General features: G+C 53.6%; 10 protein-coding genes. 8 read left to right on the forward strand and 2 right to left on the reverse strand.

Annotated features, from left to right (window positions below; all coding sequences use genetic code 11):
- Positions 1 to 9: 9 nt before the first annotated feature.
- Positions 10 to 660, forward strand: a complete 651-nt coding sequence (gene rcsB, locus E1B03_RS18075) for a response regulator transcription factor RcsB (RefSeq protein WP_003027592.1) — start codon at positions 10 to 12, stop codon at positions 658 to 660.
- Between the two features lie 112 nt (positions 661 to 772).
- On the opposite strand, the gene rcsC is transcribed toward rcsB, so the two are convergent.
- A complete protein-coding gene (gene rcsC, locus E1B03_RS18080; protein ID WP_103770406.1) occupies positions 773 to 3,619 on the reverse strand; it encodes a two-component system sensor histidine kinase RcsC in 2,847 nt (948 codons plus the stop codon).
- Between the two features lie 167 nt (positions 3,620 to 3,786).
- Between rcsC and atoS the strand changes: the two genes are divergently transcribed.
- From atoS to E1B03_RS18110, 6 genes are all read left to right on the forward strand, one after another.
- Entirely contained in the window at positions 3,787 to 5,625 is a 1,839-nt protein-coding gene (gene atoS / locus E1B03_RS18085; protein WP_103770405.1) for a two-component system sensor histidine kinase AtoS, read from the forward strand.
- On the forward strand, positions 5,622 to 7,007 hold the full coding sequence (atoC, locus tag E1B03_RS18090) for an acetoacetate metabolism transcriptional regulator AtoC (RefSeq protein WP_103770404.1): 1,386 nt from the start codon (positions 5,622 to 5,624) through the stop codon (positions 7,005 to 7,007). The genes atoS and atoC overlap by 4 nt, the downstream gene beginning before the upstream one ends.
- Before the next feature lie 198 nt (positions 7,008 to 7,205).
- Positions 7,206 to 7,865 (forward strand): acetate CoA-transferase subunit alpha, encoded by a 660-nt coding sequence (gene atoD / locus E1B03_RS18095; protein ID WP_103770403.1) that lies wholly within the window; start codon positions 7,206 to 7,208, stop codon positions 7,863 to 7,865.
- A gap of 2 nt (positions 7,866 to 7,867) precedes the next feature.
- A complete protein-coding gene (locus E1B03_RS18100; RefSeq protein WP_103770402.1) occupies positions 7,868 to 8,518 on the forward strand; it encodes a 3-oxoacid CoA-transferase subunit B in 651 nt (216 codons plus the stop codon).
- Entirely contained in the window at positions 8,515 to 9,837 is a 1,323-nt protein-coding gene (locus E1B03_RS18105) for a TIGR00366 family protein (RefSeq protein ID WP_048218308.1), read from the forward strand. Before E1B03_RS18100 ends, E1B03_RS18105 begins: the two co-directional genes overlap by 4 nt.
- Before the next feature lie 30 nt (positions 9,838 to 9,867).
- Positions 9,868 to 11,052, forward strand: coding sequence for an acetyl-CoA C-acetyltransferase (locus tag E1B03_RS18110; RefSeq protein WP_133086692.1), 1,185 nt, complete (start codon positions 9,868 to 9,870; stop codon positions 11,050 to 11,052).
- Positions 11,053 to 11,094: 42 nt separating this feature from the next.
- On the opposite strand, the gene gyrA is transcribed toward E1B03_RS18110, so the two are convergent.
- Positions 11,095 to 13,731 (reverse strand): DNA topoisomerase (ATP-hydrolyzing) subunit A, encoded by a 2,637-nt coding sequence (gene gyrA / locus E1B03_RS18115; RefSeq protein WP_133086693.1) that lies wholly within the window; start codon positions 13,729 to 13,731, stop codon positions 11,095 to 11,097.
- Between the two features lie 158 nt (positions 13,732 to 13,889).
- On the opposite strand from gyrA, the gene ubiG reads away from it, so the two are divergent.
- Positions 13,890 to 14,618, forward strand: a complete 729-nt coding sequence (gene ubiG / locus E1B03_RS18120) for a bifunctional 2-polyprenyl-6-hydroxyphenol methylase/3-demethylubiquinol 3-O-methyltransferase UbiG (RefSeq protein WP_103770399.1) — start codon at positions 13,890 to 13,892, stop codon at positions 14,616 to 14,618.
- The last annotated feature ends 114 nt before the right edge of the window (positions 14,619 to 14,732 follow it).

The following is a 14,732-nucleotide window of genomic DNA, read 5'->3' on the forward strand; positions in this document are numbered from 1 at the left end:
GCCCACTACATGAACACTATGAACGTAATTATTGCCGATGACCACCCGATTGTACTGTTCGGTATTCGTAAATCACTTGAGCAAATCGAGTGGGTAAACGTTGTCGGCGAATTTGAAGACTCCACTGCACTGATCAACAATTTGCCTAAGTTAGATGCTCATGTGTTGATTACCGACCTCTCCATGCCGGGAGATAAATACGGTGACGGCATCACATTAATTAAGTATATCAAGCGCCATTTCCCGAGCCTGTCGATTATCGTTCTGACCATGAACAATAACCCGGCCATCCTGAGCGCGGTACTGGATCTCGATATTGAAGGGATTGTACTGAAGCAAGGCGCGCCAACCGATCTGCCGAAAGCGCTTGCCGCACTGCAGAAGGGTAAGAAATTCACCCCGGAAAGCGTTTCTCGTCTGCTGGAAAAAATCAGCGCCAGCGGTTACGGCGACAAGCGTCTGTCACCGAAAGAGAGCGAAGTTCTGCGTCTGTTTGCCGAAGGTTTCCTGGTGACTGAAATCGCGAAAAAACTCAACCGCAGTATTAAAACCATCAGCAGCCAGAAAAAGTCGGCCATGATGAAGCTCGGGGTGGAGAACGATATCGCCCTGTTGAATTACCTCTCTTCCGTCACGCTGAGCCCCTCAGACAAAGAGTAATTCTTTTAACACCAACGTGCCTGATGGTACGCCGTTTATCAGGCCTACGAATGACACAATGCGATATGTGTTCCGTAGGCCGGATAAGGCTAACACCGCCATCCGGCATCTTTTACTCCCGCGCCTTCCTCACTCTTTCCGCATAGACCGTCAGGGTTTGCTTCAATACATCTAACGTCACCGGCTTAGACAGACAGCTATCCATACCTGATTCCAGACAACGTTGCTTCTCTTCGGCCAGCGCGTTGGCCGTCACGCCGACAACCGGTAGCGTTAACCCTAACTGGCGAATGCGCTGCGTCAGGCGATAACCATCCATATTTGGCATGTTGACGTCGCTCAGCACGATGTCGATATGGTTTTTACTCAGTACATTGAGTGCGTCCACGCCGTCATTCGCAGTTTTACACTGATACCCCAACGATCCCAATTGATCGGCCAGTAAACGCCGGTTGATCGGATGATCGTCGACCACCAGGATCATCATGTCGTCGTTCGTTGCCCCAACTTTATCCGGGGCGGGTAGCGCCGTGGCAAGCTCTTCACTATTCAGCTCAACGCTGTAGATATGCGCCAGCAGCGCGGGCAGTTCGTGAGGCGATGCCACGCTGTGCACCCACTCCCCTGCAACCCTTTCCAGCGGAATACCGATATGACGACGGCAGAAAATCACCGCAGCCCGCCCCTGCCATGCCTGCTCCAGCACATCGTCAGCAATTAGCAGGTCATCCGCATCCGGTTGTTGCCCCTCATAACGCAGCACCGTCATCCCGTTTCGCGTCAGACTGGATTCAACAAACTGGTACAGCGACGCGTTACGCACCGCCAGCCAGCAACGTTTGCCGACAAGCCCATCGATACCTTTATTCAATGGATACTGCGCGCCATAAAGCGGAATACGCAGCATAAACTGGCTCCCCATTCCCGGTTCAGAATCAACGGAAATGTCTCCATCCATCATGCTGATCAGTTTTTCACAAATAGCCAAACCAAGCCCGGTTCCCTGGAAATTACGCTGGACGCCGGTTCCCACCTGGAAGAACGGATCGAACAACCTGACGACCTCTTTAGCTGGGATCCCAACCCCGGTATCACGTACGCGAATACTGAGATAGTCGCCGTTACACTGCACGTGCAGCACAATGCAGCCGGTATCGGTAAACTTGATAGCGTTACTCAGCAGATTGGAAATTACCTGCTGTAAACGCATCGGATCGCCATTGAGCGCCACCGGTACATTCGGGTCGATAAAGCAGTACAAGCCCAGTTGTTTGCGGACCACCAGCGGTAGATAGTTAGCCGTAATATGATTCATGACTTCACGCGGTGAAAACTCGCGCGGTTCAATCTTCAGCTGTTCAGATTCAATTTTCGAGAAATCGAGAATATCGCTGATAATTTTCAACAGCAGGCTGGAAGAGTTGTTCATCGCCGTCACCAGGCGATCCACCCCGTTGGGTAACTCTTTGGTTTGCAATAAATCGAGGTTACCGATAATACCGTACAGCGGCGTACGCAGCTCGTGGCTCACCGTCGCAAGGAACATGGATTTGGACTGGCTCGCCTGCTCCGCCGCCTGCGCCATCTCCTGCAACGACTCTTCCATTTTTACGCGCGCGCTGACGTCCACCAGTACGCAAATCGCTACGTTTTCATTACGATAGCGCGAATGCACAAAGCTGATTTGCAAATTGGTATTGTTACTGGTCAGTACATCGACAAAATTGACCTGCTGGCCGCAGATAATTTGCGTTAACCGTTGCCGGTCTTCATGCGTCAGCATGTTGAGATAGGTGTGTGCCAGCTCGTTACTCAGGATGTTAATGCCATCCATCGTACGCAGTATACAAATGCCAACCGGCGCGGAAGCCACGATTTTACGGTTAAATTGCTCATGCTCTTCCAGACGCTGAGCATCGCTTTCCGCAGGAATAAAAATACGTCGCTCATACATACGCGTGAGCATAAATAACGCCGCACCAACCAGCACATTCAGCAGGATAGCGTTGAGGATCATCATACGGATCCGTTCCAGCACCAGATCGACCGGTACGGAGTACACAATGCTCAGCGATGAAGGCGGCAGATTTTTCTTCAGCACCAGATCGCGAAAACCAGGCGTGTAGCCAAACCAGGAACGCTCCTGCATCCAGCGAGGTTCAGCTTTGATATTACCCTCAGGACCGGTAAGTGAAATGAGCGCATGACCATTTTCATCAAGAATGGTCACTCCCATCGGCAAACTGCCCGGCGTGAAGAAGTTTTCCATACGAATAGGCTGTTCCACGCCCAGCAGCGCCTGCAGACGATTGGCGAGATAAACCGGCGTCAGCGCATAGAAATAGCCCACTCCCGGACGCGGTCCCTGGCTAATCCAGAACAGGTTATTACCGTTTTCGTCCTGTGGCGCATTACGATACTTAATAATGCGCTCATGTAGCGCCTTCAGCGCCTCGTCACGTTCAACCGGCATATCACGCAGGCCGAAATTAGCCATACAAAGGTTATCGCTGCCAATCAGGAACACGCGATTCAAATCATAGGCGGCAGAAAAGTTGTCGCGCCAGTAGCGCATAAACCATGCCAGCGATTCCAGCGACCCCCGCCAGGCGTTGCCCATCACCGAGCAGTCGGAGTCGGCAAATAATGGCTCAAAGTTTGGCACAACGGTTTTATCATCCCGCGCCCGCAGCGACATCACGCCGTTTTCCGCCGTTAAGCGATTCTCAGCGATATATTTCAGCTCCTTAATCACATCAGATGTGCGCTGAATGTAACGTTGGGCCTGGTCGGAGCTGAGGTTAAGCTCCTGATGGATCTCAGACTCTCTCTGATGCAGCGCATTCACGATGTAGAAGACGGAGGCAAACGCGATCAAACACCAGATCAGGAGCGCCAACGCCCTGAACAGGTAGCGTGAGACTTTTAGCGTTGAATGAACGGAAGCAAGGTATTTCAAAGGGGCGAAGCTCCGCCTCAGGGCATTAATAGAGTGTGGTTAAGGTAGTGGTAAATGTCCGGCGTCGCAATGCCCTCTCTTTACGGGAATATGATACACCGCGCTGACACTCTTGTCTTAACCCGTGATAATCGTTGTTTGCCTGAAAACACTGCATGGATGTCAGAATGCGCGACCTGAGATGGCTGGCTCGTCGGTTATACCCGCGACGATTACGCAACCAAATGATCATGATGGCCATTCTGATGGTTATCATTCCAACGATATCTATAGGTTATATCGTAGAAACTGAAGGCCGTTCAGCAGTCTTATCTGAAAAAGAGAAAAAACTGTCATCGGTGATAACCCTGCTAAACGATGCGCTGGGCGACAGCTTTAACGACTACGAAAACATGCCGCGCGAAGAGCGCATTCGTGCGCTCAATCATAAGCTGGGTCCCATTACCGAGCACATTACCCAGGCGTTTCCCGGCGTTGGCGCAGGATATTACCATAAAGCGCTGGATGCCATTATCACCTATGCGCCCTCAGCGCTGTATCAAAGCAACGTCGGTATCACCATCACCGAGGATCATCCGGGCCGCGAAGTGATGAGTAGCAACGCGCCGGTGGTCTATTCCGGGCGACAGGTTCGCGGCGACATACTCAACTCAATGATCCCCATAGAACGGCACGGTGAGGTTATTGGGTATATCTGGGCCAATGAGCTAACCGAAGATATCCGCCAGCAGGCCTGGAGAATGGACGTCAGGATAATTGCCGTACTGGTTACCGGACTCATCTGTAGCCTGTTGCTGATCGTGCATTTTTCACGCCGACTCAGCGCGAATATCGACATAATCACCGATGGACTCTCAACGCTGGCGCAAAAAACGCCCGCCCGATTGCCTGAACTACCTGGTGAGCTGGGGCAAATCAGCCGTAGCGTCAACGCGCTGGCACAAACGTTACGGGAAACCAAAACCCTTAACGATCTGATCATTGAAAATGCCGCAGATGGCGTGATCGCCATCGACAGACAAGGCGACGTTACCACCATGAACCCGGCCGCAGAGCAAATAACAGGCTACACGCTGCATGAACTGGTCGGACAGTCTTATGCGACGCTGTTTGCCAACACGCAGTTTCATAGCCCGGTACTGGATACCCTGGAGCACGGTACTGAACATGTAGCCCAGGAGATTAGCTTTCCGGGACGTGAACGTACTATTGAGATAAGCGTCACTACCAGTCGGATCCATAACGCACACGGCGATCTGATTGGCGCGCTGGTTATCTTCTCTGATTTAACCGCCCGTAAAGAGACCCAGCGTCGGCTGGCGCAAACGGAAAGGCTCGCCACTCTGGGTGAACTGATGGCCGGCGTCGCACATGAAGTGAGAAACCCGCTGACAGCCATCCGTGGCTACGTCCAGATCATCCGCCAGCAAACCTCTCTGCCGGAACATCAGGAGTATTTATCTGTTGTGCTTAACGAAATTGATTCCATCAATAAAGTTATTCAACAACTGTTAGATTTCTCACGCCCGCGACAAAGCCAGTGGCAACAGATTCGCCTCAATGCGTTAATTGAAGAGACGTTAATCCTGGTACAAACCGCCGGCCTTCAGGCACGGATCGGTTTTACCACGGAATTCGATGCCAGCCTGCCGCCGCTCGTCGCCGATCGCGAACTCCTTAAGCAGGTAATCCTCAATATTTTAATCAATGCGGTACAGGCGATTGCCGCGCGAGGCGAAATTCGTATTCGTACCTGGCAATACTCGGCTTCGCAACAGGCAGTGATGATTGAAGATAACGGCAACGGTATCGATCTGGCCATACAGAAGAAGATATTCGATCCCTTTTTTACCACAAAAGCGTCCGGCACCGGTCTTGGGCTGGCGCTGAGCCAGCGCATCATCAACGCGCATCAGGGGGATATCCACGTGACCAGCCAGCCTGGCTGCGGGGCGATGTTCACCCTGATTTTACCTCTTAACCCGCAGGGAAATCCGTCAGAATGAAAACGATCTACCGTATTCTCATCGTTGATGATGAAGACAATGTTCGCCGTATGCTTGCCACCGCATTTTCCCTGCAAGGGCATGAAACGCATTGCGCCAGCAACGGGAAAGCCGCCCTGAGCCTGTTTAGCGAAACACTGCCAGACGTGGTACTGATGGACATTCGCATGCCGGAGATGGATGGCATCGACGCACTGAAAGTCATGCGTGCGCAGCAACCGCGGATCCCCGTCATTCTGATGACTGCCTATGCCGAAGTGGAAACCGCGGTAGAAGCTCTGCGCAGCGGCGCATTCGACTATGTGATCAAGCCCTTTGATCTCGACGAACTTAGCATGGTGATTCAACGCGCATTGCAACTGCAGGAGATGAAACAGGAGATCCGCAATCTGCATAAAGCGTTGAGCACCAGCTGGCAGTGGGGACATATTCTGACCAACAGTCCGCGTATGATGGATATCTGTAAAGACACGGCGAAAATCGCCCTCTCACAGGCAAATGTCCTGATAAGCGGTGAAAGCGGCACAGGAAAGGAACTTATCGCCCGCGCCATTCACTACAACAGCAAACGCGCCAACGGTCCATTTATTAAAATTAACTGCGCGGCCCTGCCGGAATCATTGCTGGAAAGCGAGCTGTTCGGTCACGAAAAAGGCGCGTTTACCGGGGCGCAGTCGTTGCGCCAGGGATTGTTCGAGCGCGCTCATCAGGGAACGTTATTGCTTGATGAAATTGGTGAGATGCCGCTGGGGCTACAGGCCAAACTGCTGCGTATTTTGCAGGAAAGAGAGTTTGAACGCATCGGCGGGCACCAGACCATTCGCGTTGATATTCGCATCGTCGCCGCCACCAACCGCTGCCTGCAAACCATGGTGAAGGAAGGAACGTTTCGCGAAGATCTGTTTTACCGGCTCAACGTTATTCATCTGACCTTGCCTCCCCTACGCGAGCGTCGTGAAGACATTGCCTTATTAGCAAACCACTTTTTACAGAAATTCAGCTCGGAAAATCAGCGCGATATTATCGAGATAGACCCAACTGCAATGTCCATGCTCACCGCCTGGCCCTGGCCGGGTAACATTCGCGAACTGTCTAACGTCATCGAACGTGCAGTCGTCATGAATACCGGTGCGGTGATCTTTGCCGACGATCTCCCCGACCCGTTCCGCAATCCGGTTAGCGCGACAACAGAGCCAAAACCGTCTTACTCCGGGGAACGTAATCTGAAAGAAGAGATAAAGCGTGAGGAAAAACGCATTATCCTCGAAGTCCTCGACAATCAGGATGGCAATCGCACCCGCACGGCGTTGATGTTGGGAATCAGCCGCCGTGCGTTGATGTATAAATTACAAGAGTACGGCATCGATCCATCGGGTTCCTGATACGTAAATTTGCTATGCAGAATTTTGCACACTGCGCAAAATTCTGCATAGCTCCCTCTATCTCCGCCCGACACATCCGCAAAAATAAGTCAATAAATTCAATTAACTAAAAATCACCTCGTCTCTTTATTCAGCCTGGCACTCTGTTTGCAATTCCCTAAGCGTACCCAAAATGGAGTATGCAAAAAGGGAAACATAATGAAAACAAAACTGATTACCTTACAAGACGCTGCGGGCTTCTTTCGTGACGGCATGACCATCATGGTCGGTGGTTTTATGGGGGTTGGCACGCCGCCTCGTCTGGTTGAAGCCTTGCTGGAATCCGGCGTCAGAGACCTGACGCTGATTGCTAACGATACTGCATTTGTCGATACCGGTATCGGCCCCCTGATCGTCAATGGGCGAGTGAGCAAAGTGATTGCCTCGCACATTGGTACCAACCCGGAAACCGGTCGTCGCATGATTGCCGGCGAGATGGACGTGCAACTGGTGCCGCAAGGTACCCTGATAGAGCAAATTCGCTGCGGCGGCGCAGGTCTTGGCGGCTTTCTGACGCCAACCGGCGTTGGCACTATCGTGGAAGATGGCAAGCAGACGATGACGCTCGAGGGTAAAACCTGGCTACTTGAGCGCCCCTTGCGCGCCGATTTAGCGCTTATTCGCGCCCACCGCTCTGACATGCTTGGCAACCTCACCTATCAGCTCAGCGCCCGTAACTTTAACCCTCTGATCGCTCTAGCCGCTGACATCACGCTGGTTGAACCGGATGAAATGGTTGAAACCGGTGCGCTGCAGCCTGACCAGATTGTTACCCCCGGCGCCGTCATCGACCATATCGTTATTCCACAGGAGAGCTAATCATGGATGCTAAACAACGTATTGCGCGCCGGGTGGCGCAAGAGCTGCGCGATGGCGATATCGTCAACTTAGGTATCGGCCTGCCAACCATGGTAGCCAACTACTTACCTGCTGATATTCACATTACGCTGCAATCTGAGAACGGTTTTCTGGGACTCGGCCCTGTCACCACCGCGCATCCTGATCTGGTGAACGCGGGCGGCCAACCGTGCGGTATTTTGCCCGGCGCGGCGATGTTTGATAGCGCCATGTCGTTCGCGTTGATTCGCGGCGGTCACGTTGATGCCTGTGTGCTGGGCGGATTGCAGGTCGATGAGCAGGCAAACCTTGCCAACTGGGTCGTTCCCGGCAAGATGGTGCCCGGCATGGGTGGCGCAATGGATCTGGTAACCGGCGCACGTAAAGTCATTATCGCCATGGAACATTGCGCAAAAGATGGTTCAGCGAAAATCCTGCGTCAGTGCACCATGCCGCTCACCGCGCAGCATGCGGTGCACATGCTGGTCACTGAACTTGCCGTATTCCGCTTCATTGACGGCAAAATGTGGCTGACTGAAATCGTCGAAGGATGCGACATCGCCACGCTGCGTGAAAAAACCGAAGCACAATTTGAAATTGCCGACGATCTGCTCATCCTGCGAGGTGACGCATGATTGGCCGTATCGCTCGTTTTATGACACGGGTAGTCAGCCGCTGGCTACCCGACCCGCTGATTTTCGCCATGTTGTTAACGTTGCTGACCTTTGGCATCGCGCTGTGGCTCACGCCACAGACGCCCATCAGCATGGTGAAATTCTGGGGTGACGGTTTCTGGAACCTGCTGGCATTTGGTATGCAGATGGCGCTGATCATCGTGACCGGCCATGCGTTAGCCAGTTCCGGGCCGGTGAAAAGCCTGCTGCGTACGGCGGCATCCGCCGCCAAAACCCCCGCTCAGGGCGTAATGCTGGTCACTTTTTTTGGTTCGGTTGCCTGCGTTATCAACTGGGGATTTGGTCTGGTGGTCGGGGCAATGTTCGCCCGCGAAGTCGCTCGTCGCGTTCCGGGTTCCGATTATCCGTTACTGATTGCCTGCGCCTACATCGGTTTCTTGACCTGGGGCGGCGGTTTCTCCGGCTCAATGCCTTTGCTGGCGGCAACGCCAGGCAACCCGGTCGAACACGTAGCGGGACTAATTCCTGTCGCGGACACCCTGTTCACCGGCTTCAATATCTTCATTACCGTAGCACTGATTGTGGTGATGCCGTTCATCACGCGCATGATGACGCCAAAACCTTCAGATGTGGTGAGCATCGATCCGAAACTATTACTGGAAGAAGCTGATTTTCAGAAGAAGCTACCGCCGGACGCGCCGCCATCGGAAAAACTGGAAGAAAGCCGCATTCTGGCGCTGATCATCGGCGCATTAGGCATTGCCTATCTGGGCATCTACTTTGCCGAGAAAGGTTTCAACATCACCATCAATACCGTCAACCTGATGTTTATGATTGCCGGCCTGCTGCTGCATAAAACGCCGATGGCCTATATGCGCGCCGTCAGCGCCGCCGCACGTAGCACCGCCGGGATTCTGGTGCAATTCCCCTTCTACGCCGGTATTCAGTTAATGATGGAGCACTCCGGTCTTGGCGGGCTTATTACCGAGTTTTTCATCAACGTTGCCAACAAAGATACCTTCCCGCTGATGACGTTCTTCAGTTCAGCACTGATTAACTTTGCCGTGCCGTCCGGCGGCGGTCATTGGGTTATTCAGGGACCGTTCGTCATGCCTGCGGCTCAGGCGCTGGGTGCCGATCTTGGCAAATCAGTGATGGCCATCGCCTACGGGGAGCAGTGGATGAACATGGCACAACCGTTCTGGGCGCTACCTGCGCTGGCCATCGCCGGGTTGGGGGTACGCGACATTATGGGGTACTGCATCACCGCCCTGCTCTTCTCCGGCGTCATTTTTGTTATTGGATTGACCTTGTTCTGACGGCAATAACTTATTTAAAGGATCTGAAAAATGAAAAACTGTGTCATCGTCAGCGCGGCACGTACCGCAATCGGCAGTTTTAACGGCGCACTGGCAACAACGGGGGCCGTCGAGCTTGGAGCAACCGTCATTAGCGCCGCCCTTGAGCGTGCTCACCTTGACCCACAGCGCGTGGACGAGGTGATTATGGGCAACGTATTACAGTCAGGACTCGGGCAAAACCCGGCACGTCAGGCGTTGTTAAAAAGCGGCCTGCCCGATACCGTTTGCGGCTTTACCGTCAACAAAGTGTGCGGCTCGGGCCTGAAAAGCGTGGCGCTTGCCGCCCTCGCAATCAAGGCTGGACAAGCTCAGGCGATCGTCGCGGGAGGCATGGAAAACATGAGTCTGGCCCCCTACCTGCTGGACGCAAAAGCCCGCTGGGGATATCGCCTCGGTGACGGGCAATTGTCAGATGTTATTCTGCGCGACGGCCTGATCTGCGCCGAGCATGGTTACCATATGGGGATCACCGCAGAAAATGTCGCCGAAGAGTATGGAATCAGCCGTGAAATGCAGGATGAACTGGCTCTGCAGTCACAGCATAAAGCCGTTGCCGCAATCGAATCTGGCGCATTTCAGGCTGAAATCGTGCCCGTCAGCGTGTCATCACGTAAAAAAACCATCATCTTTGAGCGTGACGAATTCCCCAAAGCTGACTCGACGGCTGAAGGTCTCGCCGCGCTGCGCCCGGCCTTTGATAAAGCAGGGACCGTCACCGCAGGTAACGCTTCGGGGATTAACGACGGCGCTGCGGCATTAGTGGTAATGGAAGAGTCTGCGGCACTGGCGGCAGGGCTAAAACCACTGGCGCGCATCAAAGCCTGGGCCAGCGGCGGCGTAGCGCCGGCAATGATGGGGATGGGGCCGGTTCCTGCCACCCAAAAAGCGTTACAACTGAGTGGACTGCAGTTATCCGACATCGATCTTATCGAAGCTAACGAGGCATTTGCCGCACAGTTTCTTGCCGTCGGCAAAACGCTGGGGTTCGATCCGCAAAAGGTTAACGTCAACGGCGGGGCAATTGCGCTGGGACATCCTATTGGTGCCAGCGGCGCGCGAATCCTGGTTACGCTGCTGCATGCGCTACAGGCACGAGATCAAACCCTCGGACTGGCCACGCTGTGTATTGGCGGCGGTCAGGGAATCGCGATGATCGTGGAACGAATGAACTAAAAAAAGGGCCGGATTTCTCCGGCCCTTCTTGTAACGTCTTAATTACTCTTCAGCGTCGTCCGCTGCATCGTCATCGCTTTCCGCTTCAGGCGCGATATCCTCGTCCCCTTCAGCAGCGCTGCCATCGATGGAGTCGAGCTCTTCATCATCAACAGGCTCGGCCACGCGTTGCAGACCCACAACGTTTTCATCTTCCGCGGTACGGATGAGAATAACGCCCTGGGTGTTACGCCCTACCACACTGATTTCCGACACACGAGTACGCACCAGTGTACCAGCATCGGTGATCATCATGATCTGGTCGGTATCTTCAACCTGCACTGCGCCGACAACGGAACCATTGCGCTCGGTGACTTTGATGGAGATAACACCTTGCGTGCCACGAGACTTGGTTGGGTATTCGCTTTCCGCTGTACGCTTACCGTAACCATTCTGCGTCACGGTCAGGATTGCGCCTTCACCGCGTGGAACGATCAGGGAAACAACGGAGTCTTCACCCGCCAGTTTGATCCCGCGAACGCCGGTCGCCGTACGACCCATCGCGCGCACGGCGTTCTCTTTAAAGCGCACCACTTTACCAGCGGCAGAGAACAGCATGACTTCGTCACTACCGGACGTCAGATCAACGCCAATCAGTTCGTCGCCTTCGTTCAAGTTGACGGCGATAATACCGGCAGAACGCGGACGGCTGAATTCGGTCAATGCGGTTTTCTTCACGGTACCGCTGGCGGTCGCCATAAAGACGTTCACACCCTCTTCGTACTCGCGTACCGGCAGAATAGCGGTGATACGTTCGTTCGCTTCCAGCGGCAGCAGGTTAACGATTGGACGACCACGCGCACCACGGCTCGCTTCCGGCAGCTGATAAACCTTCATCCAGTACAGACGACCACGGCTGGAGAAGCAGAGGATCGTGTCATGGGTGTTAGCCACCAGCAGGCGGTCGATAAAGTCTTCTTCTTTAATGCGTGCTGCAGATTTGCCTTTACCGCCACGACGCTGCGCTTCGTAATCGGTTAACGGCTGATATTTCACGTAGCCCTGATGAGACAAGGTCACGACAACATCTTCCTGGTTGATCAGATCTTCGATGTTGATGTCAGCGCTGTTCGCGGTAATTTCGGTCCGACGAGCGTCACCGAATTGTTCACGAATCAGCTCCATCTCTTCACGGATGACTTCCATCAGACGATCGGCGCTACCCAGAATGTGCAGCAGTTCAGCGATCTGCTCCAGCAGCTCTTTGTATTCATCGAGCAGTTTTTCGTGCTCAAGGCCGGTCAGTTTCTGCAAACGCAGATCCAGAATAGCCTGGGCCTGCTGTTCAGTCAGGTAGTACTGACCGTCACGCACGCCAAATTCCGGCTCCAGCCACTCAGGACGCGCGGCATCATCACCGGCACGTTCCAGCATGGCAGATACGTTGCCCAGCTCCCACGAACGCGCGACCAGCGCTGCTTTCGCTTCTGCCGGAGTCGGCGCACGACGGATCAGTTCGATGATCGGATCGATGTTCGCCAGCGCAATCGCCAGCGCTTCAAGGATGTGCGCACGGTCACGGGCTTTACGCAGTTCAAAGATAGTACGGCGGGTTACGACTTCACGACGGTGACGCACGAACGCTGCGATAATATCCTTCAGGTTCATGATCTTCGGCTGGCCATGGTGCAGAGCAACCATGTTGATACCGAAAGAAACCTGCAATTGGGTCTGGGAGTAGAGGTTGTTCAGCACCACTTCCCCAACCGCGTCGCGTTTTACTTCAATCACGATGCGCATACCGTCTTTGTCAGACTCGTCACGCAGCGCGCTGATACCTTCAACGCGTTTGTCTTTTACCAACTCGGCGATTTTCTCGATCAGGCGCGCTTTGTTCACCTGATACGGAATTTCATGGACGATGATGGTTTCACGGCCTGTTTTGGCATCGGCTTCGACTTCCGCGCGTGCGCGAATGTACACTTTGCCACGGCCGGTACGGTAGGCTTCTTCAATACCACGACGACCGTTGATGATCGCGGCGGTCGGGAAGTCCGGACCCGGTATATGTTCCATCAGCCCTTCAATGCTGATGTCTTCATCGTCAATGTATGCCAGACAGCCGTTGATCACTTCCGTCAGGTTGTGCGGCGGAATGTTAGTTGCCATACCTACCGCGATACCGGACGAACCGTTCACCAGCAGGTTAGGAATTTTGGTCGGCATGACGTCAGGAATTTGCTCGGTGCCGTCGTAGTTATCGACGAAATCAACCGTTTCTTTTTCCAGGTCAGCCATCAGCTCATGGGCGATTTTCGACATACGGATTTCCGTATAACGCATCGCCGCTGCGGAGTCGCCATCGACAGAACCAAAGTTACCCTGACCATCTACCAGCATGTAGCGCAAGGAGAATGGCTGCGCCATACGAACAATGGTGTCGTAAACGGCGGTATCACCATGAGGGTGGTATTTACCGATTACGTCACCAACGACACGGGCAGATTTTTTATAGGCTTTATTCCAGTCGTTGCCCAATACGTTCATGGCGTAAAGTACGCGACGGTGAACCGGCTTCAGGCCATCTCGGACGTCCGGCAGCGCACGGCCAACAATGACCGACATCGCATAATCCAGATATGAGCTCTTCAGCTCTTCCTCAATGTTGACCGGTGTAATTTCTCTCGCAAGGTCGCTCATCTAACCGCTATCCCTCTACTGTATCCCGGATTCAAAGGTCGCAAATTATAACACATTCGCACAGATTCAGGTAAATGGATTCCCCCTGACAGAGGCTTTATTCATCCCGTCAGGCTGATATACTCATTTGCATCGCAAATTTAGGAGTAGAAGCCCCAATGAATGCCGAAAAACCTCCGGTAACTCACAACGTTGACCATGAAGAAATTGCCAAGTTTGAAGCAGTCGCGTCACGCTGGTGGGATCTTGAGGGTGAATTTAAGCCACTGCACCGTATTAACCCGCTGCGTCTGGGCTATATCACGGAGCGCTCAGGCGGTCTGTTTGGTAAAAAGGTACTCGACGTCGGCTGCGGCGGCGGCATTCTGGCGGAAAGCATGGCGCGCGAAGGCGCGACCGTCACCGGCCTGGATATGGGTTTTGAGCCGTTACAGGTAGCAAAACTGCATGCGCTGGAAAGCGGCATCCAGGTGGAATATGTACAAGAAACCGTCGAAGAACACGCGGAGAAACATGCTCATCAGTATGACGTTGTGACCTGCATGGAAATGCTGGAGCACGTGCCGGACCCGCAGTCGGTGGTCAGGGCCTGCGCCAGGCTGGTTAAACCGGGCGGGGAAGTGTTTTTCTCCACGCTTAACCGTAACGGCAAATCCTGGCTGATGGCCGTGGTTGGAGCGGAATATATTTTGCGTATGGTGCCAAAAGGCACACATGATGTGAAAAAATTTATTAAGCCAGCAGAGTTATTACAGTGGGTAGACCAGACGGTGCTGAAAGAGCGTCATATGACCGGCCTGCATTACAACCCCATCACCAACACCTTCAAACTCGGCCCGGGCGTTGATGTGAACTATATGGTGCACACTACCGCCAAAGGCGAATAAACCGGCGATCCAGGCCGGATAAAGCGCGCCAGCGCCGCCATCCGGCACGGTTCCGGCCTTCAATGCCTGATGGCGCTTCGCTTATCAGGCCTACAAATCCTGTGCCAGATCATA

The sequence above is a fragment of the Citrobacter arsenatis genome, assembly GCF_004353845.1.
GTDB lineage: Bacteria > Pseudomonadota > Gammaproteobacteria > Enterobacterales > Enterobacteriaceae > Citrobacter > Citrobacter arsenatis.